The organism is Niallia taxi, assembly GCF_032818155.1.
Classification (GTDB): Bacteria; Bacillota; Bacilli; order Bacillales; family Cytobacillaceae; genus Niallia; species Niallia taxi_A.
On the sequence record NZ_CP102589.1, the window covers coordinates 523243 to 548387 of the forward strand.

The window sequence follows — 25145 nt, forward strand, 5'->3', positions numbered from 1 at the left end:
ACAGATTAGGCTCCTTCCTGTAGCCTAAAAGGTATAAACTTAATATATTAGACCTCACTTTTGTCAGTGAGGTAGAGGCGCGATATTTAACAGTCTTTAAGCGGAGCTTGAGAAGGCAATGATGCTAAAGAGAAGGAAATATCGCCGAAGTGAGCAATTTATCTCAAAATTGCTTGCTGGGTCTGCAGTCAATAGCTGCAGGACTGTCTCAATAAACTCCCAGTTTATTGAGTTGTGCTATCTCAGGAAAAAAGAGAGGACTTTAGGGCAACTATATATTGCGACCTGAGTGTATCTCAGGTCGCTTTTTGTTTAGAGGCTCAACATATCATGTGGAGGGAAAACAAAATGAAGAAAAAAGCATCACTACTATTTTTATTGTTGCTTTCAGCTATTATTCTCTTGGCTGGGTGCGGGACAAGCAATGGCTCCGGATCCGGGGATGATCAAGATACATTTAAAGTAGGACTTGAAGCGGGTTATGCTCCATTTAACTGGACACAAAATGATGATTCTAACGGAGCAGTTAAAATCAATGGCACTTCTGAATATGCGGGTGGCTATGATGTAGAAGTTGCTAAAAAAATCGCTGATGGCTTAGGTAAAAAGCTAGTCATTGTTAAAACAGAATGGGATGGACTAGTTCCAGCATTGACTTCAGGTAAAATTGACGCAATCATTGCAGGTATGTCTCCAACGGAAGAGCGTAAACAAACAATCGACTTTACAGATAACTACTACAAGTCCAACTTGGTGATGGTTGTTAAAAAAGGCGGTAAATATGAAGGGGCAACATCTATTCAAGACTTTAAAGGAGCAAAAATCACAGCACAGCTAAATACATTCCATTACTCTGTTATTGACCAAATCAAAGGAGTTTCTAAACAGACAGCAATGGACAACTTCCCGGCAATGCGTGTTGCTCTTGAGTCTGGTGTAATTGACGGCTATGTTACAGAACGTCCAGAAGCAGTTAGTGCTTCAAATGCAAATGAAAACTTTGCAATGGTTGAGTTCAAGGATGGCTTTGAAACATCTGAGGATGATACAGCAATTGCTGTAGGATTGAAAAAAGACAGTGATCTTAAAGATAAAATAAATGAAGTACTAAAAGGTATCTCAGAAGAAGACCGTACGAAAATCATGGATGATGCAATTGTAAACCAACCTGCAGCAAAATAATGATTACAATAAAACCGGCTGTCTTTTTGTGCAGTCGGTTTTATGATGAGTAAAGGAGGAGAACGATGAGTTTTGAATGGATCGTAAAAATTATTACCGAAAACTGGCCGATGTTCCTGCGCGGTGCAGGCATGACGCTCACTATCGCATTGATCGGTACAATAATCGGAGCAGCAATCGGCTTGATCGCCGGAATTATCCGCACAATACCGGCGCCGGAGCGTGGCTTTAAAAAAATTATTCTAAAAGTGATTAATATTATACTTTCAATATATATTGAGTTTTTCCGTGGAACACCAATGATTGTACAGGCAATGGTCATTTATTATGGCTCAGCGATGGCATTTAATATAGATATGAATGTAATGCTTGCGGCAGTGATTGTTGTGTCAATCAACACTGGGGCATACATGGCGGAAATTGTTCGCGGTGGAATTGTATCAGTAGAAAAAGGGCAGTTTGAGGCTGCACAGGCAATTGGTATGAATCACTTCCAAACAATGATGAATGTTGTTTTGCCTCAAGTTATCCGCAATATTATGCCGGCTACAGGCAACCAGTTTGTTATTAATATTAAAGATACCTCTGTATTAAACGTTATTTCTGTTTCTGAGCTTTATTTCATGACGAAATCAGTAGCGGGCAATAACTTCAGATATTTTGAGTCATTCTTTGTAGCTTGTGTCATCTATTTTGTTATGACATTTATCGTCACAAGAATATTGCTGTATATTGAAAGAAGATTAGAAGGACCAGACAATTACAAAATGCTTGGCGAAGAACTTGATGCACAGCCAGGGATGAAGCAATAAAAGAAGGAGGAGAGACTATGGAAAAAGTCATTGAGATTCAGCATTTAAGCAAAGCCTTTGGTAGCCATGAAGTGCTTAAAGACATTGACTTCTCAGTTAAAAAAGGAGAAGTTGTCAGCATTATCGGCTCTTCAGGTTCCGGAAAATCGACCCTTCTTCGTTGTGTCAATCTTTTGGAAAAGCCAAGCGGTGGTCAAATAATCTACAAGGGGGAAAACATTCTTGATGATAAGCATGATATTTCCGCTTATCGCAGAAGATTAGGAATGGTTTTCCAGCAATTCAATCTCTTTAATAATCATAATGTTTTAAGCAACTGCGTAGTAGGGCAAGTCAAGGTATTGAAGCGTTCAAAGGCGGAAGCAGAAAAAATAGCGCTAAAATACTTAAAAGTAGTAGGGATGGATCGTTACGTAAATGCCAAGCCAAAACAGCTGTCAGGCGGTCAAAAACAGCGTGTTGCTATCGCAAGAGCGCTGTCAATGGAGCCAGATGTAATGTTGTTTGATGAGCCGACTTCAGCACTTGATCCAGAAATGGTTGGTGAGGTATTGAAAGTAATGAAGGAGCTTGCTGAGTCAGGACTTACAATGCTGATTGTTACCCATGAGATGGAATTTGCTAGAGAGGTTTCAGACCGAATAGTGTTTATGGACAAGGGTGTCATTGCAGAGGAAGGCACTCCTGAGCAAATCTTCCTGAACCCAACTCAAGAGCGTACAAAGGAATTTTTGAAGCGCACATTAAAATAGGCAATATACTTTCAAAACACCTCCAAATTAACATTTGGAGGTGTTTTTTTAATCATCTAATGTAGATAAATCGCCAGTAGGCAGTCCAAGTTCCCATGCCTTTAAGACACGGCGCATAATTTTGCCACTTCTTGTTTTAGGTATTTTCTGACAGTATTCAATTTCTCTTGGAGCAGAGTGTGCGGCTAAGCCTGTTTTAACAAACTGCCGAATTTCTTCCTTGAGCTGATCAGATTCTGTATAACCATCATTAAGAGCTATAAAAGCCTTGATAATCTCTCCTCTAATAGGGTCTGGTTTGCCGATAACACCTGCTTCTGCAACAGCTGGATGTTCGATCAGCTTACTTTCAACTTCAAAAGGTCCGACTCTTTCTCCAGCGGTCATGATAACATCGTCAACACGGCCTTGAAACCAGAAATACCCTTCTTCATCAATATAAGCACTGTCACCCGAAACATACCAATCAGAGAAAGGAAAATAGCTGTCATACTTTTCTTGGTTATTCCAGATTGTATGCATTAGGGATGGCCAGCCTTTTTTTATGGCCAAGTTGCCCATCTGGTTAGGTGGAAGGATATTTCCCTCATCATCAAGGATGGCCGCCTCAACACCAGGAAGTGGTTTGCCCATTGATCCAAGCCTTAACTCCATGCATGGATAATTGCATATAAGCTGTGCGCCAGTCTCTGTCATCCACCATGTATCATGGATTCTTTTCTTGAAGGATTCCTGCCCCCAGCGGATAACCTCTGGATTTAACGGTTCGCCTACACTTAATACATGTCGCAAAGAGTTGAGATTATGGCTTTTTAAGGCAGGTTCCCCTGCAGCCATGAGCATTCTGAAGGAGGTAGGTGCACTGTACCATACAGTAACGCCGAAAGACTCAATCGTCTTGTACCAGCCTTCAGGACTAAACCTGCCCCCAGCTACAATATTTGTTGTACCAGTCAGCCAAGGTCCGAAGATGCCATATGAAGTGCCTGTTACCCAGCCTGGGTCAGCTGTGCACCAGTAAATATCGTCTTCCTGTAAATCAAGAACCCATTTCGCTGACTGATAATGCTGAATCATGGCATTATGAACATGCAGTACCCCTTTAGGCTTTCCTGTTGAACCAGAAGTGTAATGAAGAATCAAACCATCTGTTCTTTCCACCCATTCGATATCAAGTTGAGCAGAGGCATCCTGAAAATGCTTTTGAAAGTCAACATACTGGCCTTTTTCCTCAATGTTCTCCCCAATGAGGAAGATCGTCTCTAGAGCAGGAAGGTCCTGAACAGGCACTCTTTCCAATAATTCTGGTGTTGTAATGAGAACTTTAGCAGAGCTGTCGTAGAGACGATCTCTGACCGCATCCTCCATAAAGGCTTCGAATAAAGGCCCGACAATGGCTCCGATTTTAATTACACCTAATAAAGCAAAATAAAGCTCAGGTGAGCGGGGCATAAATATGAATACTCGGTCTCCTTTTTTGACATCCGCCTTCATTCTTAATACATTGCCAGCCTTATTTGTCATTTGTTTTAAATCGTTAAATGTATAGGTTTCATTTCTTGTGCTGCTGAGATAACACAGGGCTGCTTTATCCTTCTTTGAACCTTCTGCGTGTCGGTCGACCGCTTCATAAGCCAAGTTGACTTTTCCTGTTGTATGCCATGAAAAATGCTCTTCTGCTTGGTCCCATTGAAACTTTTCATACATCTCTTCATAGTTTTGGAGGTTATAATTGCCCTCAACAGGTGGAAACGCTTCCATTTTCATCGGATAAATCATCCTTCCTCACATAGTTTACGGAATCTCTAACTGTCAAAAAACCATATACACAATTCTAATGATGAAAACGCTTTATTATGACTATTTTACATAAAATAGCGAAAACGAAACAAAAGTCAAATTAACTAGTTTGTGTATTTTTTTAGCATAAAAGTAAACAATGATAGTAATCACAATAACATTTAAGGAGTATAGCAGCGGCTGAAATTTAAAAATGGAGGAATACATATGAAATCGACTCCCTCAATTACTTCATCTGAAATAGGCATACTTTGGATGAGTTATCAACAAAAAACAATGGTAATGAGGTTTTTAGAATACTTTATTGAACAAGCAGAGGATCCAAAAGCAAAAGACATAATGACTGACTTACTTAAGGAAATAACGCCTTATGTTAAAAAAATACAAAAAATTTACGAAAAAGAGAATGTGCCAGTTCCAGTTGGGTTTACAAGTAAAGATGTGAATTTAAAAGCACCAAAGCTGTTTGATAATGGGTTTGACATTATGTTTATCAGGCTTATTAAAGAGATTAGCATGGGCATGCATACACTTAACTTAACGATGGCATATCGAAGTGACATTATGGTGCTTTTTAGGGAATTGACAATCATAACTCAAAAGTACTATGACCGTTGTAACACATATCTGCTTGAAAAAGGATTGCTTCCACGCGCACCGTATGTTGCGGTTGAGGAGGGAGTAGAATTTGCAGAGGAGAAAGGTTATTTAAACGGGAATGATTTTTTCAGCGAGAGAAGGTCGTTAAATACAGTCGAAATCACGCATCTTTTTCATGGGGTTGAGACGAATTTAATTGGATTACAGGTGATAAATGGATTTTCACAATGCGCAGAAGAAAAGGAAGTAAGTAATTATTTTGCCAAGGGAGGGGAGCTAGCAAAGGAAATTGCCACAGGCTTAGGAGATATTATTTTAAAGAATGATACACAGCTTCCTGGCTTTTCAGGAGGAAATGTGACAGCATCTACCATTCCTCCGTTCTCTGATAAGATGATGATGTATTGTATCAGTTTATTTTGCAGTTTTTCCTTGGGAGGAAATTCGCTCGGAACAGCCTTTAGCTTAAGAAATGATTTACCGGCAAAGTTCTCGATTATCATGAAGGATGTCTTTGAGTATGCACATGAAGGTGCAAGGCTGATGATTAAGCATGGATGGATGGAAGAGCCACCGCAGACTATTAAAATGAAAGCGAAATAAGTATAACGACTAAGCGGGTAGCTAGGTATTTCCTAGTTGCCCGCTTTTGTTGAATATTTAAATTCAAATAATCTGTTTGTTGCCGTCATAGTTAACTTTTAAGAGGTTTTTTTATTTTCGAATTTTACTAAAAGTGAAGCTATATGTCGAAAAGGACCAGAGGATTGTTTCACATGAAACAAAAAAAGAGCAAGCGTCAAAGGACAGCTTGCTCTTGCCTTATTAATATACTTTATCACCATTAAAAATGGAGTTTTTCACAATTACGTAATCAACATTACGGATGGCATCAAGCTTTTTACCGCCAGCATATGAAATAGAAGATTGTAAGTCCTGCTCCATTTCAATTAATGTATCTTGTAGGGAGCCTTTATGCTCTACAAACATTTTTTTGCCTTCTACGTTTTTTCTTTCTCCCTTTTGGAATTCAGACGCAGAACCAAAATATTCCTTGAATAGTTTTCCGTCTTTTTCAAATGTTTCCCCAGGAGATTCCTCATGTCCAGCGAATAGGGAACCAACCATTACCATAGAAGCACCGAAGCGAACAGATTTAGCGATATCTCCATGTGTGCGAATACCACCATCTGCAATAATAGGCTTGCTTGCAGCCTTTGCACACCAACGAAGTGCAGCAAGCTGCCAACCGCCTGTTCCAAAGCCAGTTTTAATTTTTGTGATACACACTTTACCTGGTCCAATACCGACCTTAGTTGCATCAGCCCCAGCATTCTCAAGCTCTCTGACAGCTTCAGGTGTACCTACATTACCAGCAATAACAAAGCTTGCAGGCAAATGTTGTTTAATATGCTTGATCATTCTGATTACGGCGTTAGAGTGGCCGTGTGCAATATCAATTGTAATGAATTCTGGGATCAGGTTCAATGAAGCAAGCTCCTCAACAAAACCATATTCCTCTTCTTTAACGCCTACACTAATAGAGGCAATAAACCCTTTACCTTGCATCTCTTGAATAAATGCTTTTCTTGTTTCTGGTTGGAAGCGATGCATAATATAAAAATATCCATTTTCTGCTAAGTACGCAGCAACCTTTTCATCTATGATTGTCTGCATATTTGCAGGAACAACTGGCAATCTAAAAGAATGTCCGCCCAATGTTACAGTTGTATCACATTCTGAACGGCTTTCTACGATGCATTTTGCGGGAATTAGCTGTATATCTTCGTAATCAAATACGTTATCCATGTTTTACACTCCTAAATACGAATATTTTATAATGTTTATTTAAAATTGTTCGTCCATAAGGTACTTTAACTCATTTTTATCAGTATGTCAAAGTTTTTTGATAATTATGTAGACATATATTTTGTTCTAGCTTGTATCCCAATGAATACAATATATTGGAGAATGCCTTTTAGAAGGGAGTCCTTGTCATAAATTGACGAAACTGGGATATTTCCCGGGAAAATCATATACAATTATGTAATAAATTGTTACAATTTATCTTTTAAGGAGGAGTTAACTAAATGAAAATATTAAGCTTGAAAAGAGAAGCGTTAAATGCGTTAAGAGGCAATTGGGTAGCTTCTGTACTGCTTACTTTAATTGTGTTTGCTATAAGTGGTTTAGTTCCACTTTTTTTTGAAGTTCCGCTAAGCGGAGGGGTTGAGGCATGGCTTTTACAGGATACAACCCCAATAGGAGCTACTTTAGTAAGTACACTTATTTCGCTGCTGCTTATTCCACTTTCTATTGCATCGATTTGGTTTTTTATAGATTTACTGCGTGGAAATGGACCAAAGATCGCGGATGTTTTTAATCCTTATAAGGATTTAGGGCTTGGCTTAAAGATTATTGGAATATCCATTATGCAAAGCATTTTCTTGTTTTTATGGTTTTTGCTATTATTCGTCCCTGGTGTTATTAAATCGATTGCATATTCACAAACATTTTATTTACTGAAGGATCATCCTGAATACTCAACATTTGAAGCTATAACAGAAAGTCGTAAACGTATGGTTGGGCTTAAATGGAAGTATTTCCTGCTTTGTCTTAGCTTCATTGGCTGGGGCTTGCTGGCCATGATTACTTTCGGAATCGGACTTCTTTGGCTTATGCCGTATATGAGCACAACTTTTAGTGCTTTTTATGATAATCATATTGCTGATAAGAAAAATGAATTAGAATAAGAAGCAAAAAAGGAAAAGGCATGGAACGCCTTTTCCTTTTTTATTTGTTCAATCTTTAATAAGCAGATAAATGAAATATGGTGCGCCAAGACAGGAGACAACAAGTCCTACAGGTATTTCTGTTGTTGCCATTAAGTTTTTTCCTATCGTGTCGGCAGTTAGCAGCAAAAATGCTCCTATTAAAGCTGCGACTGGAAGGAGGGCTTGGTGTCTTGGACCGATAATTCTTCTTGCAAGATGTGGAGCTATTAAACCTAGAAAGGAAATTCCCCCACCAACTGATACACAAGCTCCAGCGAGAGCAACTGATATAAACAGAAGGATGCCTCTTTCTTTTTCAATGGGAACTCCAAGTCCAGCTGCTGTATTTTCGCCTAGCTGCAATAAATTTAGCTTATGTGATTTATAAAGGGCTATTGGAACAAAAATGCAAATCCAAGGGAGCACTGCAAAAACATAATCCCAGCTGGCACTCCAAATGCTTCCTGTAATCCAAATGGTTGCTTGTGTGAAATCTCTTGGATCCATCATTAGCTGGAATATAACTATTAAAGCAGCAAATGCAGAGTTGATACCGATTCCGACTAGTACAAGGCGCACTGGCGAGACGCCGTCCTTCCATGCGATTACATATATAAGACCAGCAGCAATTAATGCGCCAAGCAGTGCAGAAAAGGGCATAAAAAAAACAGATGCAACCCCTGTGCTAAAGGAGCTTCCTTGGAAGAAGAATATATATAAAATTACAGCGAAGCCAGCTCCGGCATTTATGCCAATAATGCCTGGATCTGCCAGGGCGTTACGAGAGACGCTTTGCAGGATTGCCCCGGCAATAGCCATACCTATCCCAATTAAAAGGGCAATAACCATCCGAGGCAACCTGAAATTGTACAATATGTTTGTACTTTGTGGTGTTCCGTTTCCAAGGATGGTCTGCACCACCTCAGCCGGTGAAATTTTAATAATACCCAAATTCAGGCTGAGGAAGAAAACAAGAATGATGGCTACAACTAGACTTGAGATGGTTATAATAAAGCGTTTTGGTTGTGACATCATAATCCTCTCCCTTCACGACGGGCTAAATATAGAAAAAATGGTACGCCAATCAATGCAGTAATGGCGCCTAATGGTGTTTCAAAGGGCGGATTGACGACACGTGCGCCAACATCCGATATAACTAATAGCAGTGCACCAATGACAGCCGAACAAGGAATGATTAGTCTATAATCGGGTCCGACAATAAATCGTACTATATGAGGAATGACTAAACCGACAAAGCCGATTGTACCTCCAACAGCAACCGCTGCACCTGTTAACAGTAAAACAGCAATAGTACCAAGGAATTTGACAACTCCTGTGCGTTGTCCAAGACCTGCTGCCACATCTTCACCTAAGCTTAAAACAGTAATTGATCTGCTGATAAAAAGAGCAATAAGAATTCCCACGATTGCTGCCGGAAGCAGTAATTTGATACTTATCCATTGAACCCCGGCAACTCCGCCAGCATACCAAAAGCTTATGTCCTTTGCTATATCAAAGAAAAGAGCAATTCCAGTTGCAATCGAACTAAGCAGTGCAGTGACAGCAGAGCCTGCGAGCGCAAGCTTAATCGGTGTAAGTCCTCTTTTTGATAAGGCCCCAATAGAGAAAACTAGCATAATGCCCAGTCCTGCACCTAAAAATGCAAGGAAAAGAAGTAGTACATTAGAAGCAGACGGGAAGAAGGCAAACCCGATTGCAATCATAAACCCTGCCCCAGCTGTCACCCCCATAATGGATGGGGAAGCAAGGGCATTTCTTGTCATCCCTTGCATGATTGCTCCTGACACTGCCAAGCATGCTCCGATTAGTGCTGCGGCAACGGCTCTTGGCCAGCGAAGGCGATGGATAATTTGATGCTGTGTAGATTGCGGGTCATAATGAAGGATACTTTGCCAAACTGTTGAAACACTGATATCAGCCGCTCCATATATAATGGATAAGCACATTGTCACAACCAAGAGGGCGAGGCCCAGAAAGATGACAGCTGCAGCTGTTTTCGGCCTATAAATATCTTTTGTCACACCCGGTTTATTTTTTTTCATATTGGACCAACTTTCTGACCAGAATTCAAAAATCAATTTATAATAATACAAAATTAGAACAAACTAAATGTCTTTCAGTAGCTATAAAAAACTTGTCGGATTTATAAATAAATTTTACTAGAAAATGATAAAAAAATACATAGTCTATTGAAAATGATAATTGTTATCACTTATAATGTGATTATAAACACTCAGGAGGTACATAGATGTCTAAAAAAATGACTAAATCGCTTTTATTTGCTAGTTTATTACTTGTATTTGCTATATTAGCTGCTTGCGGCAATAATAATGATTCCGATAAAAATACAGGAACAGATACAACAGAAGAAGCAAAAGACCGTACATTAAAAGATGCTATGGGACATGAAGTTAAAGTTCCAGCAGAACCAAAAGCAGTAATTGGTTCTTATTTAGAGGATGAGCTTGTTGCACTTGGTGTTACACCTGTAGCACAATGGTCTATTCGAGATGGCGAAGGCGTACAGGCTTACTTACAAGAATCGTTAAAGGATGTTCCTACAGTTGATTCTGAACTTCCATACGAGGCTGTTGCAAGCTTCAAGCCAGACTTGTTGCTGATGACTTCTGCTGCTACTGTTGAAGGTGCAAAGTATGAGCAATATTCTAATATCGCACCAACATATGTTGTTTCAGAAGAAAACAACAATGATTGGAGAAAAAGACTGGAAACAGTTGGAGAAGTACTAGGTAAAGAAGACAAAGCAAAAAAAGTCTTGGCTGATTACGATAAAAAAGCTGAAGAGGCAAAAGCTAGCATTCAGGATGCTGCAAAGGATGAATCAGCAGCAGCTATTTGGCTTGTGGGCGGACAATTGTTTATTGTTAGTGAAAATGTATCAAGTGGTGCAGTACTTTATGGTGATTTAGGTTTAACAGTGCCAGAAGTAGTAAAAGAAATTTCTAAAACTGCAACTGGTAACTGGTCTTCTATTTCCCTTGAAAAGCTTGCAGAGCTTGATGCAGACCACTTATTCCTGATTAACAGTGACGGCGACAGTGCTGAAACACTTAAAGACCCATTATGGAAAAACATTCCGGCAGTGAAAAATGGTAATGTTTACGAATATGGCCCAAATACTAGCTGGTTATACTCTGGATCTATTGCTAATACACAAATCATGGATGATGTTGTAGAAAGCTTAACGAAATAATAAGGAAAGCACATTTCTGATTTTAGGAATGTGCTTTATTTTTTTATAAATAGCAAAGACCTCCAGCAAACAAAGGGATATCCAGCGTGCATATCGAAATACTAAAGATAGATAATGTCAGGAGGAGAGCCTTATGAACAGAATTAATTTAATCGCATTAGGAGTGAGGAATATAGCAGACTCGTTAGCCTTTTACAAAGCTATAGGCTTTCAAGCATCTGTAGTTGGTACAGATGAGGAGCCTGTAATTGTTTTCTTTAAGAATCAAGGCTCTAAATTGGAGCTGTTTCCTCTTGAGCTTTTGGCAAAGGATATTAATGAGGAGAATCCTCCAACTGTTACTGACGGAAAAAGCTTTCCAGGGTTTACTCTTGCATATAATGCGAAATCGGTAGAAGAGGTCGATGACATTTTTAAAAGGCTTATTGAGACAGGTGCGGAAATAGCCAAAAACCCAAGGGAGACATCATGGGGAGGGTATGGAGGCTACTTCAAGGATATAGATGGTTATTATTGGGAAGTGGCATATGGGCCAGACTGGGAGTTTGATGAAACAGATATGCTTGTCATCAACTAAGAAATTAGTGAAAGGACCATTAATATGGTCTTTTTTGAATTGATTTTTCCTAATTGAAAGAGACTAAGGAAAAGAAATAAGTGAAGAGGTTAAATAGATGAGCGGACTACTAGAGGGATATTACGACAAAGCAGTAGAAAAGACAAAAACATTGATAATAGAAGATATTGAAAGATATTTGCAGGAAAAAGACAAGCTTCCATCCTATGAGCAATATTTGCGTGAAAGAGGAGAGTTTATTCAACATATATGGTTAAATACATGGATTAACATGGCTGGAAGTGAGTCATCAGGGAGAGAGAAAAAGGATTATCTTGAAGAAAAGGGCATAGATACAGAAGGTTTAACAAAGAAAATGATTAAGCAGCTGTTCAGGCAGGAATCAAGAGACGTAAAGCCATATAATTTTGAAGGATGGCTGGACAGTCTTTATGCAAGGAAAGAGGAAGAATGGCAGGCTTTTTATGCAAATGTTAGAGCTAAATATCTTGAATGGAAAGAAAATGCAGAAATTCGTGAAAAAAACCGAAAGCTTAACAGTAAGTTTGCTTATAATATCGAGCAGATTTTAGGAGAACATTACGAGGATCTATATGTATATGTGCGTTATTTAATCGGTTGTCATTTGGAGATAGAAATAGAGGGGAATGGCATTGTTTTATCATCAGATGATGTTTCATTTGAGGAGTATTTATATAATGAGTTAGATATGCCTTATAATCAGTTTTATTTTGTGGAGGACAGGACAGCGGCATATGAAGATATGATTGCTGCTTACTTAGATGATTTTGGACCAAATTGGCTTAAACAAAATTTGCCACAGCATTTGTTGGAGGAATATCAGCAGGTCACAAATAAGCCTGTACACTTAACCTACTTAAGAGAAATTGCCGCAGATTTTAGTCGGGATATTGCTTCAGACTTTTTCGCTGATCTTCTTGAGGAAAGGCTTGAGGATCTTACAAAATTAATTGATGTTCCCTTTGATTTAGAACATCATCGTAATATTTATATAAAAGACAGGACAACGAGAGAGCAGCGCGAACGAGAAGATAGAGAAGAGAAAAGAAAGCGCAAAGAGAAGGAAAAAAAGATGCTCGAGGATATATTCGGATCTGAATATAGCCCACCTGCTGGCCGGGACATTCAATATAAGCTGCATGTTGGAGAAACAAATACTGGAAAAACCTTTCAAGCGATACAAAGGATGAAGGAGGCGGCCAGCGGTCTGTATCTTGCACCATTGAGATTGTTAGCACTGGAAATATATGAGAGGCTCAACAGAGATGGTGTGCCTTGTTCTTTAATTACAGGAGAAGAGGAAAAGCTGGAAGAGGGTGGAAACCACCTTTCATGTACAGTCGAAATGCTTCGAGAGAAGGATTTTTATGAAGTAGTAGTTATTGATGAGGCCCAAATGATCGCTGATAAGGACAGGGGCTTTTCCTGGTACAGAGCAATTACTAAGGCTAATGCAAAGGAAGTTCATATTATCTGCAGCTTTCATGCGAAAACGATGATAATAGATCTGCTAGGCGATTCTGATGTAGAAGTGAAGGAGTATGAAAGGGAAACGCCGTTACAAGTAGAAACAGCTTCATTCAAGTTAAATGACACACGAAAAGGCGATGCCCTTGTCTGCTTCTCAAGAAGAGGCGTTCTTGAAACTGCATCGCAGATTCAAAAGATGGGAAGACAGACGAGCATGATATATGGAAGCATGCCGCCTGAAACGAGAAAAAAACAGATGCATCGCTTTATCAATGGAGAAACGTCTGTTATTGTTTGTACGGATGCAATTGGAATGGGGTTAAATCTCCCAATCAAACGGGTGGTTTTTTTGGAAAATGATAAATTTGATGGTACGAAACGAAGAACCCTTACTTCTCAAGAGGTCAAACAAATTGCAGGAAGGGCAGGCAGAAGAGGTCTATACGAAGTAGGGAAAGTAGCCTTTGCGAGTGAGACTAAGATGATGAAGGGCTTGCTGGAGAAAAAAGACGAGGAAATCCATGGCTTCACAATCGCCCCGACATCTGCAGTTTTAAAAAGATTTCAAAAGTATTCAAGCAGTTTAAGTTTGTTTTTCTACCTATGGGAGAACTTTAAAAATCCAGAAGGAACGAAAAAGGCAACCTTAGCAGATGAAATGCTATTATACGATATAATCAAGGATACTATGGTGGAAGCAAGGTTTTCAATGGATGATCTATTTGCCTTTTTGCGGCTTCCATTTTCTGCGAACGAGCCTTTGCTAAGAGCACAGTGGAAAGCGAAGATGCTGTCTATTGTTGAAGATAGTGAATTGCCAGAGCCGGTCATTAATAAGTCCAGTTTAGAGGAGTTGGAATTGTCCTACAAATCAGTTGGTCTCCATTTGCTCTTTTTATATAAGATAGGAAAAACAACGGAGGCCCATTATTGGGAAAGAATACGGGAGGAGATAAGCGATCTTATCCATGAGCAATTAAAATCTGGGGTAAAATTGCGCCGTAATGTATGTGAAAATTGTGGGAAGGAGCTCCCGCATCGCTTTAAGCATAAGATATGTAATGAATGTTTTTTCATAAGATAAACAGAGCCAAAGGATGGGCCAGTAACCACCCTTGGCTCTTTCCTTTATTTCATTGGAGAGGCTGACTCCTTTCTTGGCCATTCCCCTACAAATTCTTCCACATGATAAGATAAGAAATCATGGAGCTTCTCACTTCGGTCATCTAAAAACAACTGATCCGCTATAGCTGTGACAATTCTTGGTATGCCATAGCGCATGCCAGAAAGAGCGGATGCAGCCAAACCACAGCTGATGAGAGCAGAATAATTAAAAGAAAAAAGACCGTAAAGCATTGCTTCTCCAGCTTTGTCCTTACTTATAAAGGAAAAACCGTTAGAGAGATAAGGATGTGCATCAATTAAAGAATTAGCAATATCATCAGGTGCTTTGTAGTAATCCTTCCAGCGAGCGATATACTTTTCTACTGATTTCAGCTCGGGCCGTAGGGCAGGATCAGTGATTAATCCAGTACTAACTATTAAGAAGTCAAAGCTGTCCTTTTCATACGGTGTGGTTACACTAGCACGTCCCTGGTCTTCTTCAACATGCAGCCAAGGAGCCCCTAAATGAAGACGGAAACCTGGCCAATTGCTGGCTCTTTCAAAAATGTCATTAGTAGGAGGCTGATTATGTTTGAAAAAATGTGCCATACTAGCATATTTTTCTTCATCAGAAAAGGCGGGAAAGCGTTCAATCATGCCTGACACTTCCATTTGTCTAATTGGATTAATGCGCGGCAGCTCCTTTCTGCGAACGAATACATGCACTTCACTTGCCCCTTTTGAAAGTGCATAGTTAGCATTATCGAAGGCTGATGCACCTCCTCCTAAAATGGCAAGTTTTTTTCCTTTGAGCTTATTGAAATCGATGGATTCGGAAGTATGGGAGTAAAGGCTTTTCGGTAAAGACTCTGAAATGAAGCGAGGAACATGCCATTCACCTCCTCCTTGAATTCCTGTTGCAAGGATAACCTTTCGTGCTAAAAGCTTTTCTTTAGTAGCTCCATTATTACAAACATGAAGACAATGAAGACCTTCATTAAGTGGTTCAATGTGCTGAAGTTTTGTGTTATTAATGACAGGCAAATTTAAAATATTACGATACCAGCGTAAGTAATCCATCCAGCTTCCTCGTGGTATTTTATCTAGCTGCTCCCATCCTTGTAATCCAACCTGTGCTTCCCACCAAGCACGGAAGGTTAAGGAAGGAACGCCAAGGTCTATTGATGTTAGATGTTTAGGTGTGCGCAATGTAACCATTCTTGCATAAGTATCCCAAGGTCCTTCATAGCCTTCCGGATTTTCATCGATGACAAGAATATTGCTGATACGTTCCCGCAAAAGACCAAATGCAATTCCTAAGCCAGATTGTCCACCGCCAACAATGATTGCATCATATACATGCCCATCTGTATGAGAACGAGGTTGTATCCAATCTGTTCCACCAAAGTTTATATAAGATAGGTCTGTTTTCACTCGTTCATTTAAAGCCTCTAAGCTCATTCTATCCTCATCCTTCCTTAATCATGTCAATTGTATAGTCATGTGAGGTTTTATAACATGAGTTACCTTGAAAATATATTATCATCTTTGTTTGTTTATTGTATTGATAATATATCTAAAATTTCACTCTTTTTTTAGTCAATCCGCCACTAATCCCAAAAATAAGGAAAGAATTTGACGTTAGCCTAACTTTTTAGTAAAATAAAATCATCATAGAGCTAATGCTCATGAACATTTTCATACTCCAAAGGGGAGTAGCTAACAGTTACGTCGTCAATACGTGGCAGTATTTATGCCACCGGCCAAACTGGCAACATGAATTGTTGTTTGCGAGACCTTTGCCGAAATGGTAAAGGGATAAATATGTCTATTATTCAAACCTTTACCGCAAAAGCTGGTAGAGGTTTTTTGTTTTTCTTAAAAGGGGGAATAATAAAAAGAACGTTAAATGGAAAGACCAAACAACACAATACAATACAAAAATGGAGGAATTAAAATAATGATGAAAAAACTTTTAACTGCGGTGTTAACACTAGGTCTTATCTTTTCACCTGTTGGAAACGTTGTATTTCATGATCAGACAACAACAGTAGAGGCGAAATCTTATAAATCAGGAAAGAGAAGCTTTAACACAAATAACAGCAATACAAATACAAACACAAACACAAACTCTTTTTTCCAGAAAAAGCAAACGAACAATACAACAGCAAATACTAAATCTAATCGAGGATTCTTCTCCGGTGGAGGCTTGATGAGAGGGTTAATGATCGGTGGTTTGGCAGGATTGCTGTTTGGGGGGCTCTTCGCAAACATGGGAGTATTAGGCTCTATTTTAGGCCTGATTGTCAATGTGCTTGCAATTGTTATCTTAATTAGTGTCATCAGAAAAATCTTTGTTTACTTCAAAAAGAAAAAAAGAGAGGAAGCAGATAATTGGAGAAGCTAATTATTCCAGAGCAGGATATAATAAATGCGCTCTGTGTTTATATCTCGAGGAAAAAACAAGTCCGTCCAGAAGAGGTGGAAGTGGAGTTAATGTATGATGATGATTATGGCTTTTCAGCAGAGTCCTATGTAAATGGACGAAAACAAGTGCTGATTGCCCAAAACATCATTGAAGCATTACGATTATGGATGGAAGAATATATGAATATCGATCCTTACATTGGCATTAAATTAGTGCTTGATGATGAGGAAGGGATTATTGCTGTAACAAGATAATAAAGCTAAAGAGTCGTCAAGGAAATCTTGACGACTCTTTTTATTAATCAAAATGAAGTTTATAGTCATCTGCTTTTATAAGCTTCAGCTTTTTTGCAAATAAATAGATAAGAGCGATATTAAGAAAAATCGGAATGATAAAAAATACGCCGATCATAATGGTAATATTTTTGGAGGTCCATCCACCATCTGCAAGGTGCATATAATTTAACGGGCCTACAAGTCCGGATAGTCCAAAGCCTGCACTGTATGGTGTTCCTTGGATATTAAGGAAACCTGCAAGTGCGCCTAATACTGCTGAAGTGATGAGCATTGGCACCAATATTTTTGGTTTCATAAAAAAATTTCTCATCTGAATTTTGGGCGAGCCGAGCACATGGGCGAGTGCTGTTCCCAGTGCATTCGCTTTGTAGCTTGCAATAGCAAGACCAACACCTGCTGCGACAATTCCAAGATTAGCAGCACCGGAACCAATGCCGGATAAAGAAATGACGGTCGCAAGTCCAACTGTCGATACTGGTGACAAAATGATTACACAGAAGATGACAGCAATGACAGCGCCCATTAGGACTGGCTGGAGGGTTGTGACATGCTGGACACCAACACCGATAAGTCCTGTTGAGTTTTTTATGTATGGCAATATGAGATAACCAGCCATGCCTGGGATTAAAATACTCAAGGTTGGGAGAAGCAGAATGGCATAAGCTTTTAACCTGTCCCCCACTAGCTGGACAAAAATAACAGTTAAAGCAGCCGTCAGTCCTGTGTTAATAACAACCCCGATTCCGTTTAAGGTAAATAATCCGTCAGCTGTCTTTTGCACGACACCACTTCCAACCATTGCGGCAATCCCAACACTTGCTGTTTGAATGGATGTTAGTTTAAAGGAGATACCAACCATTACACCGATAAGCACAGGCAATAGGCTCATGACGAATGCGGTAATATCATAAACATGCTGAAGGAATGGCATATATGGTATTAAGAGTTTTAGAATCTCTCCTAATAATGCATTTGGAATTAGTGAAACAACAATCCCAATGCTAATACCAGTCAATAACTTATTGAAAAATTCTTTCATTCCTGTATTCTCCCATCCCTTGTTTTTTTGTGTAATTATATGAAAAATCTGGATATGCGTCAATAAAAATTTTTAATGCTTCAACGCATAAATGTATAAAAGTAACAAAAGTGAAAATAACGTGAATAATAGTAGAAAAATCAAAAAGAAATATTTGGAAAGACGTATTCAAGCTCTTCCCAGTTTGGTAGACTATGTATGTACAGAAATTAACTAAAAGGTGCATAAACATGAATTCATACAAGGATTTTAATGTAAAGGTTTATTATGGAGTTATAGCTTTTATCATCATGTTCATGGTTTCAGGAATGGTTGCAAGCTTCTTCATGGAAACAGCAGGGCTGCGTGTTGGAAATTATTTTAATGCAGTGGAAGTTGTTTTATTATCTGTGCTTTTGCTGTTGTATCCAAAGATTTCCGGATGGTGGCTTAATTTCTTGATCATCATTGTAGGAACTTCCTATTTTTATACGATTTTTTATGTGTATCCTGACACATGGTCATCATTTATATTTGTGTGTTTTATACCGGCTATTTCTATTTTGTTTTTTGATAAACAGCTGTTCATCTTTTCCATGGTAATGAATATTTGCCTTTACTTTTTAGGCTATGCCTATATTCTATTTATGGATAAGGCAGAGACATTTGGGCTGTTAGGAGTAAATGTGCCAGGTAATATCATTAACTTCCTCGGAAGCCAAGCACTTTTATATTGTATATTTTTATTGACATATGAACGGATTAAGAAACAGCAATTATATTATAAACAGCTACAGCAATCGGAAAGGCTTAAGACTACAGGTCAATTGGCAGCGGCAGTTGCCCATGAGATCAGAAACCCATTGACGGTTGTTAAAGGCTTCCTGCAGCTATACCAGCAGGAGGAGAAAATGGACGAAGGTTCAAAACGCAATTACAGTCTTATGATTGATGAGTTAAATACAGCTGAGCATGTCCTTTCACAGTTCTTAATGCTGGCAAAGCCAGATAATGATATAAAATTGGAAAAGGTCGAAGTAGAATCTTTGCTTCAAAGTGTGACAGATCTCGTGAAATCGTATGGGATTCTTCGAGATAATAATATCTTTCTCCGTCATGTAGAGAAGGATTGCTACATTCTTGTTAATATAATTGAGTTTAAACAGCTTATGATTAATTTATTGAAAAATGCGATGGAGGCATCGCCATATGGTGAGCCAATTTTCATTGAATCAGAAATTCAAAAGGATATGGTGGAAATAAAGGTGACTGACCATGGCTGTGGAATGTCAGAGGAGGAAGTCCAATCATTAGGAACACCATTTTATTCTTTAAAAAGCAAAGGGACAGGCTTGGGCATGATGATATGCTTCAATATTGTTGAGAAATACAACGGCAAAATTAACATTGAAAGTAAAAAAGGGGAAGGAACAGCTGTGAAGATACAGTTTCCGATTGTGAAGAACCCTTAAATGGAAAAGAGGCTGGGACATAAGTATGTGAACCAGCGTAGAGACCGAACTGCTTAATCAACCATGATAAGCTCCCCTATAGGTAGACAGGTTAAAAAATAAAATCTGGATACTATGGGGGAGTATTTTTTATGTCTCGAAAGTTTTACTCTGCAGAAGAAAAATATGAAATAGTGAAGGCGTTTGATGAATCACTTTCTTCACTTAAAGTGGCATCCATTTATAAAGTACATCATGCCACCGTTTTGGAATGGAAATATAAGTTTGATACCTTTGGCTTAGAAGGATTAAAGGAGTCTTCCGCATGGAAAAAATATTCGGAAGAACTAAAGTTATCCGCCATAAAAGAGTATTTGTCCGGTGGTTCTTCGATTCGTGAGGTTTCTAGAATGTATGAAATATCCCATCCCTCTGTCCTCAGAAGTTGGATTAGGAAGTATAATAGTCATAGTGAATTAAAAGATGCGTCACAAGGAAGGACGGGCTCTATGACTAATGAAAGCAAACTAACTTGGGAAGAACGATTACATATTGTACTTGATTGCTTGGGGAACGGAAAAAATTATCAAGAAGCAGCGGATACGTATCAAGTTTCTTATCAACAAGTTTATCACTGGGTAAAGAAGTATGAAGATGGCGGAGAAGAAGCGTTGAAAGATAGACGTGGTAAAAGGAAAGAGGAATCAAAGCTAACTCCAGAAGAAAAATTCAAGCTTCAAATGAAAAAGCTAGAAAGAGAAAATGAACGGTTACGTGCGGAGAATTTGTATTTAAAAAAGTTGGAGGAGATAGAAAGGAGGAGAAAATAAAGCCTATCCGATTCGAGGATAAATATATCGCTATCCAGGAGCTTCACAGGGAAGAAAACATAAGTATTTCTTTACTTTGTGAAATAGTCAAAATAGCACGATCCGCCTATTATAAATGGCTGAATCGTCTCCCTACTTCCCAGGATTTACTGAATGAAAAAATCATAAAAGAAATGAAGATTCTTCATGAAAAAGTGGATAGTACCTTCGGTTATCGTCAGATGACGCTTCACATGAATAGACAGTTTAAAGAGAAACTTAATCATAAAAGAATCTATCGACTAATGAAAGTGGCTGGCTTACGCTCGATTATCCGCATCAAGAAGAAACGTTATAAACACTTTACTCCTAAACAGGTGGCGGAAAATAGACTAAATCGAGAATTTACTGCGGAAAAACCAAATGAAAAATGGGTTACAGATGTAACGGAATTTAAGTATGGCCAATCAAGGAAGGCTTATTTAAGTGCGATTCGTGACCTTTATGATGGCTCCATTGTAAGTTTTGTTATAGGACATTCCAATAATAATAGACTTGTATTTAAGACGCTAGACCAAGCAACTGCACTATTATTAGAGGAGGAACATCCACTTATCCATAGTGATCGTGGGTATCAATATACCTCCAAAGGATTTAAGCAAAGGATAGATGCGGCGAAAATGACGCAGAGTATGTCAAGAGTTGGTCGATGTATTGATAATGGACCGATGGAATCTTTTTGGGGAACACTGAAATGTGAGAAGTATTATATACATAAATATAAGACATTTGAGGAACTTGAACATGCGATAGAGGAGTATATTCATTTTTATAATTATGAAAGATATCAAAAACGATTAAACGGCTTAAGCCCTATGGAATATAGAGCTCAAGCTGTTTAAATCTTTTTTATTATTTCAACTGTCTACTTGACAGGGGGCATTTCACCAATGATTAAATAGTTCGGTTTTTTGTGTTTTTTAGTTTTAATACAATGTTTAGAAATCTTAGTGGAATGGAGCGGAGGCCACTCGACTCCTGCGGGAAATAGAGGAAAGGATGAGACCCCGCAGGCGAAGACGAGGAGGCTCATCTTCCTCCCCGCGGAAAGCGAGTGGGTGCAGCGCAAAGAAACGAACAAACTTTAACTCGAAATTCTATTTAGACACAACCTTCATTTTTCAAATTTAGTTGTAATTCTATATTCGTGTTTAGAAAGCTTATCTTTTGTTTTGTCCCAGCCTCTTTTTATGATTTCACTCATTTTATTCTGGACTGTCATACAATAAATAGGTCATATGCTTTAGCAAAAAGAAAGGAGGCAAATGATTGCCCCCTTAAGCCTTATTATTTTGTAACAGGTTCTTTCGCATTCCATAGCTCTTCTGCTACTTCTACGACTAATCTTAGTTTTTCCCATTGCTGTTCCTCTGTCAGCTTGTTTCCGTGATGTGTGGAAGCAAAACCACATTGTGGGCTTAAGCAAAGCTGCTCTAAAGGCACATGGTTTGCTGCATCGAGAATCCGTGATTTTAAAGCTTCTTTATCTTCAAGCTCACCGAATTTGGATGTAACAACACCTAAAACTACCTTTGCTCCGTCATGAGGGATATGCTCAAGTGGTTTAAAGTCGCCAGAGCGCTCATCATCGTATTCAAGGAAAAAGCCGTCCACTTTCTCTTTTGCAAGCAGTGTTGGTGCGATTAATGAATAGCTGCCCTCAAAAGCCCATGTAGATTGGTAATTACCTCTACATAAATGTGTTGTAACAATAAGGTCTTCTGGTTTATCCTCAAGAATGCTGTTAATCACGAAAAGTGCTAATTCAATCCAATGCTCTCTGCTGTACTCGCCATCATTGAATATATGCTCAGGAGAAGAAAGTCTGGCAATATAAACATCATCCAATTGCAAATAGCGAACGCCGGCATCATAAAATGCTTTAATTGCATCACGATAAGTTTGGATTACATCCTTTGTGAAATCTTCCAGATTCGGATAAATGGACTCATCACGGATTGTGCCATAGAAAAGCTGGTTTGGGCTAGGAATTGTTTGTTTTGCAACAGCACGGTCTCCAACAATTTCAGTAAATACTTTAAAATCCTCAATGAATGGATGATTTGGATTAAAAGAAATTTTTCCGTTGTTACGAATATTGTATCTTTCTGTTTCCACTCCATCAAACTTGTAACCAGTCTCTGGTACATAGCCCTCAATTCCGTTCAAGTGCTCCAGAAAGTCTAGGTGCCACCATGTACGTCTGAATTCTCCGTCTGTGACAGCTTTTAGACCAACTTCAATTTGTTTATCAACAATCCTTTTAATTTCTGCTGTTTCGACAGCGCGAAGTTCATCGCTTGTAATTGTACCCTCTTTATATTCTCGTCTTGCTTTATGTAGGCTTTCAGGTCGTAATAGGCTGCCAACGTGATCTGCTCTGAATGGTCCTTTGTTAAGTAGGTTTGTCATAATTAATTCCCGCTTTCGTTAAGTATTTTTCTAAATGAAAGAAGATAAGCCTCTAAGACGCAGAAAGCCCCTTCTTTGTAAATAAGAAGAGGCGAACATTCACATTGGCTCTTCTTATCTCCAAGCATTAAGCTTCTGGAATTAGCACAGTATTCTTGTTAGAATCTGTTGCTGAGGTATCGCAGGGCCAGTCCCTCCACCTCTCTCGATAAGAAATGAAATTATTTGTTAGGTTTTGAAATATCTGTTTACTAGATTAATTGGAAAAATAGAAATAGTCAAGAAAAATAAATTATTATATTAAGATATCATTTTACCTACTTTTTCTTAAAGAGCAGATACATGAAATATGGTGCACCAATAATAGCTGCCATAATTCCTGCTGGAATTCCGTCAGGATCAAGGATGTTTTTGCCGATTGTATCCGCTGCAAGCAAAAATAATCCTCCTACCAAAAGTGCGATAGGTAAGTATAGCTTATGTCTCGGCCCAACTAAAGCTTTAGCAATATGCGGTCCCATCAGTCCGATAAAAGAGATGCTTCCAGTTGCAGAAACTGCAGCAGCAGCCATAGCAACCGCTACAATGGCTAAACTGATTCTTTCCTTTTGGATAGATGCGCCAATACCGACTGCAACAGGCTCGCTGAAAGTAAGAACATCGAGCTTATTTGCTTTGTATAAAGTAAAGGGAATGCATATGATCAGCCATGGAAGCATTGCAATAATATATGGCCAGTCTGTGCCCCACACATTGCCTGCAAGCCATTTTGAAATAAATTCTACCTTTTCTCTTTCGGCAGAGTTAATTAAAACTACCATGATTCCTGATAAAGCCATGGAAAAGCCGACACCAACTAGCACAAGGCGAGTCGGTTGGAAGCCAAGATTTTTATCATATGAAAAAATATAAATAAGCAGGGCTGAACCAACAGCACCAATGAATGCACAGACAGGAATCATATAAATAAATGATCCAGCATCAATTGGGAAAAACAAGAAGAAGATAGCAACGGCTACACCAGCACCAGCATTTATGCCAATGATGCCTGGGTCTGCCAAATCATTTCTCGTGATTCCCTGCAGGATTGCTCCAGACAGGGAAAGTGCAATACCTGCCAAAAGTGTAACAATAATTCTCGGAAGTCTGACAGAATAAAGAATAAATTCCTCTGTGAACGAGCCATTACCAAACAAGGTTGGCAGCAGCCGGGATGGCGCAAAAGCTGCAGAGCCCACACTCAAGCTGATTCCAATTGTTAAGAAAATAAGCACCGCAAGCACTACAATAGTCCATTTTTGTTTTCTCAGCAAAGCAGTCGATATCATGCGAATTTATTCCCTCCTTTTTTAATGATTAATAAAAAGAAAGGTAAGCCTAAAATACTGATTATTGCTGCTACAGGAGTTTCATATGGAGCATTCAGTGTTCTGGCAACAGTATCTGCTAACAGCATAAATATCCCGCCGGCTATAGCAGTAATAGGAAGGAGGAAGCGGTAATCTGTTCCTGCAGCCCAACGGACCATATGTGGCACCATCAGCCCAATGAATGCCATATTTCCGACTAATGCTACAGCAGCACCAGCAAGAATAGTGATGACAATGAAAAGTAATGTTTTGACTAGAGCAGTTTTCTGTCCGAGCCCGACAGCAACATCCTCACTTAAACTCAAGATAGTAACCTGGCGTGACAAAAGGAAGGAGATAATAATTCCAATTATAATTGCCGGAAGAATCACTTTTAATTGCCCCCAGGATGTTCCGATAAGTCCGCCAGAAGTCCACATAGACACATTTTTGTTAATGTGAAAAAACAGACTAATTCCTTCAGCAATAGCTGTGAGAAAAGCTGTTACGGCAGACCCTGCAAGTACAAGCTTCAGCGGGGAATTGCCGCCCTTTCGAAGCATACCAATGCCAACAACTAAAATGGTGCCGATAGCAGCACCGACAAAGCAAATTAACATTATACTGAAATAATTTAACGAAGGAATAAGTGCCATAGACAGTGCCAATGCAAAATTTGCGCCTGCAGTTAGTCCAAGCAAACCAGGATCTGCAAGTGGGTTCTTCGTTATGCCCTGCATAATAGCTCCTGAAACGGCTAAGGCAGCACCAACTGCCATTGCGGCAATTTCCCTAGGAAGGCGAATCTCCCGTAAAATACTGCTGTTTTGATTGGCATGTTCTGAAGTCATGGCAATCCATAAGTCTTTTAATGATGTATCAGCAGCTCCAAAAACCATGGAGATAATAAATGCTATAAGCAACAGAGAAATACCTATTATAAGTTTCCATACAAAAGAAATAGATTTGGTCATGTTATATCATCTTTCCTGTTT

At 39.0% G+C, this 25145-nt stretch carries 21 protein-coding genes and 2 riboswitches; of the genes, 12 read left to right on the forward strand and 9 right to left on the reverse strand.

Annotated elements, in window-relative coordinates:
* Positions 1 to 64 precede the first annotated feature (64 nt).
* A riboswitch (Lysine riboswitch) is annotated at positions 65 to 248 on the forward strand.
* A gap of 100 nt (positions 249 to 348) precedes the next feature.
* From NQZ71_RS02675 to NQZ71_RS02685, 3 genes are all read left to right on the forward strand, one after another.
* Positions 349 to 1182, forward strand: coding sequence for a transporter substrate-binding domain-containing protein (locus NQZ71_RS02675; RefSeq protein WP_144455011.1), 834 nt, complete (start codon positions 349 to 351; stop codon positions 1180 to 1182).
* Between the two features lie 65 nt (positions 1183 to 1247).
* Complete coding sequence (locus NQZ71_RS02680; RefSeq protein ID WP_144455012.1) at positions 1248 to 1994, forward strand: amino acid ABC transporter permease; 747 nt, start codon at positions 1248 to 1250, stop codon at positions 1992 to 1994.
* A gap of 17 nt (positions 1995 to 2011) precedes the next feature.
* Positions 2012 to 2746 carry an amino acid ABC transporter ATP-binding protein gene (locus tag NQZ71_RS02685; RefSeq protein WP_144455013.1) on the forward strand — a complete coding sequence of 245 codons (735 nt, stop codon included), beginning with the start codon at positions 2012 to 2014 and terminating at the stop codon, positions 2744 to 2746.
* A gap of 48 nt (positions 2747 to 2794) precedes the next feature.
* Here NQZ71_RS02685 and acsA read toward each other — a convergent pair whose 3' ends face one another.
* Entirely contained in the window at positions 2795 to 4513 is a 1719-nt protein-coding gene (acsA, locus tag NQZ71_RS02690; RefSeq protein ID WP_317011253.1) for an acetate--CoA ligase, read from the reverse strand.
* Between the two features lie 240 nt (positions 4514 to 4753).
* Between acsA and NQZ71_RS02695 the strand changes: the two genes are divergently transcribed.
* Entirely contained in the window at positions 4754 to 5749 is a 996-nt protein-coding gene (locus tag NQZ71_RS02695) for a DUF3231 family protein (RefSeq protein WP_317011254.1), read from the forward strand.
* 222 nt (positions 5750 to 5971) lie between these two features.
* On the opposite strand, the gene guaC is transcribed toward NQZ71_RS02695, so the two are convergent.
* Positions 5972 to 6955, reverse strand: a complete 984-nt coding sequence (gene guaC / locus NQZ71_RS02700) for a GMP reductase (protein ID WP_144455016.1) — start codon at positions 6953 to 6955, stop codon at positions 5972 to 5974.
* Between the two features lie 281 nt (positions 6956 to 7236).
* On the opposite strand from guaC, the gene NQZ71_RS02705 reads away from it, so the two are divergent.
* Entirely contained in the window at positions 7237 to 7899 is a 663-nt protein-coding gene (locus NQZ71_RS02705; protein WP_275008192.1) for a DUF975 family protein, read from the forward strand.
* A 48-nt stretch (positions 7900 to 7947) separates the two neighbouring features.
* Here the strand turns inward: NQZ71_RS02705 and NQZ71_RS02710 are convergent, their stop codons facing one another.
* The gene (locus NQZ71_RS02710; RefSeq protein ID WP_375545257.1) at positions 7948 to 8955 is read right to left on the reverse strand and encodes a FecCD family ABC transporter permease; all 1008 of its coding nucleotides are present in this window, start codon (positions 8953 to 8955) and stop codon (positions 7948 to 7950) included.
* The gene (locus NQZ71_RS02715; RefSeq protein ID WP_275008196.1) at positions 8952 to 9983 is read right to left on the reverse strand and encodes a FecCD family ABC transporter permease; all 1032 of its coding nucleotides are present in this window, start codon (positions 9981 to 9983) and stop codon (positions 8952 to 8954) included. Before NQZ71_RS02715 ends, NQZ71_RS02710 begins: the two co-directional genes overlap by 4 nt.
* A gap of 206 nt (positions 9984 to 10189) precedes the next feature.
* On the opposite strand from NQZ71_RS02715, the gene NQZ71_RS02720 reads away from it, so the two are divergent.
* The 3 genes from NQZ71_RS02720 (at position 10190) to NQZ71_RS02730 (ending at position 14307) form a co-directional block, all read left to right on the forward strand.
* Positions 10190 to 11155, forward strand: a complete 966-nt coding sequence (locus tag NQZ71_RS02720) for an iron-hydroxamate ABC transporter substrate-binding protein (RefSeq protein ID WP_317011255.1) — start codon at positions 10190 to 10192, stop codon at positions 11153 to 11155.
* A 133-nt stretch (positions 11156 to 11288) separates the two neighbouring features.
* Positions 11289 to 11732, forward strand: a complete 444-nt coding sequence (locus NQZ71_RS02725) for a VOC family protein (protein WP_260055207.1) — start codon at positions 11289 to 11291, stop codon at positions 11730 to 11732.
* A gap of 97 nt (positions 11733 to 11829) precedes the next feature.
* Positions 11830 to 14307 (forward strand): DEAD/DEAH box helicase, encoded by a 2478-nt coding sequence (locus NQZ71_RS02730; protein ID WP_317011256.1) that lies wholly within the window; start codon positions 11830 to 11832, stop codon positions 14305 to 14307.
* Positions 14308 to 14351: 44 nt separating this feature from the next.
* Here the strand turns inward: NQZ71_RS02730 and NQZ71_RS02735 are convergent, their stop codons facing one another.
* Complete coding sequence (locus tag NQZ71_RS02735) at positions 14352 to 15788, reverse strand: NAD(P)-binding domain-containing protein (RefSeq protein WP_317011257.1); 1437 nt, start codon at positions 15786 to 15788, stop codon at positions 14352 to 14354.
* Between the two features lie 502 nt (positions 15789 to 16290).
* On the opposite strand from NQZ71_RS02735, the gene NQZ71_RS02740 reads away from it, so the two are divergent.
* A complete protein-coding gene (locus NQZ71_RS02740; RefSeq protein ID WP_144455164.1) occupies positions 16291 to 16734 on the forward strand; it encodes a hypothetical protein in 444 nt (147 codons plus the stop codon).
* Positions 16722 to 17009, forward strand: coding sequence for a YxcD family protein (locus NQZ71_RS02745; protein ID WP_144455023.1), 288 nt, complete (start codon positions 16722 to 16724; stop codon positions 17007 to 17009). The genes NQZ71_RS02740 and NQZ71_RS02745 overlap by 13 nt, the downstream gene beginning before the upstream one ends.
* Before the next feature lie 43 nt (positions 17010 to 17052).
* Here NQZ71_RS02745 and NQZ71_RS02750 read toward each other — a convergent pair whose 3' ends face one another.
* Positions 17053 to 18090 carry a PTS sugar transporter subunit IIC gene (locus NQZ71_RS02750; RefSeq protein WP_260055210.1) on the reverse strand — a complete coding sequence of 346 codons (1038 nt, stop codon included), beginning with the start codon at positions 18088 to 18090 and terminating at the stop codon, positions 17053 to 17055.
* A 230-nt stretch (positions 18091 to 18320) separates the two neighbouring features.
* On the opposite strand from NQZ71_RS02750, the gene NQZ71_RS02755 reads away from it, so the two are divergent.
* Positions 18321 to 19541, forward strand: coding sequence for a sensor histidine kinase (locus tag NQZ71_RS02755; protein ID WP_144455025.1), 1221 nt, complete (start codon positions 18321 to 18323; stop codon positions 19539 to 19541).
* A gap of 131 nt (positions 19542 to 19672) precedes the next feature.
* A protein-coding gene (locus NQZ71_RS02760) for an IS3 family transposase (RefSeq protein WP_317010862.1) occupies positions 19673 to 21231 on the forward strand; the annotation gives its coding sequence in 2 pieces (ribosomal slippage) (positions 19673 to 20324 and positions 20324 to 21231; 1560 coding nt in all).
* A gap of 445 nt (positions 21232 to 21676) precedes the next feature.
* Here NQZ71_RS02760 and NQZ71_RS02765 read toward each other — a convergent pair.
* The 3 genes from NQZ71_RS02765 to NQZ71_RS02775 all read right to left on the reverse strand — a co-directional run bounded on the left by NQZ71_RS02765 (position 21677) and on the right by NQZ71_RS02775 (position 25124).
* Positions 21677 to 22801, reverse strand: a complete 1125-nt coding sequence (locus tag NQZ71_RS02765; protein ID WP_275008209.1) for a 5-methyltetrahydropteroyltriglutamate--homocysteine S-methyltransferase — start codon at positions 22799 to 22801, stop codon at positions 21677 to 21679.
* Positions 22802 to 22912: 111 nt separating this feature from the next.
* Positions 22913 to 23016: riboswitch (SAM riboswitch) on the reverse strand.
* Positions 23017 to 23118: 102 nt separating this feature from the next.
* Positions 23119 to 24129: a FecCD family ABC transporter permease gene (locus tag NQZ71_RS02770; protein WP_127738877.1), complete on the reverse strand. Its 1011-nt coding sequence runs from the start codon at positions 24127 to 24129 to the stop codon at positions 23119 to 23121.
* Entirely contained in the window at positions 24126 to 25124 is a 999-nt protein-coding gene (locus tag NQZ71_RS02775) for a FecCD family ABC transporter permease (RefSeq protein WP_317011258.1), read from the reverse strand. The genes NQZ71_RS02770 and NQZ71_RS02775 overlap by 4 nt, the downstream gene beginning before the upstream one ends.
* Between the last annotated feature and the right edge of the window lie 21 nt (positions 25125 to 25145).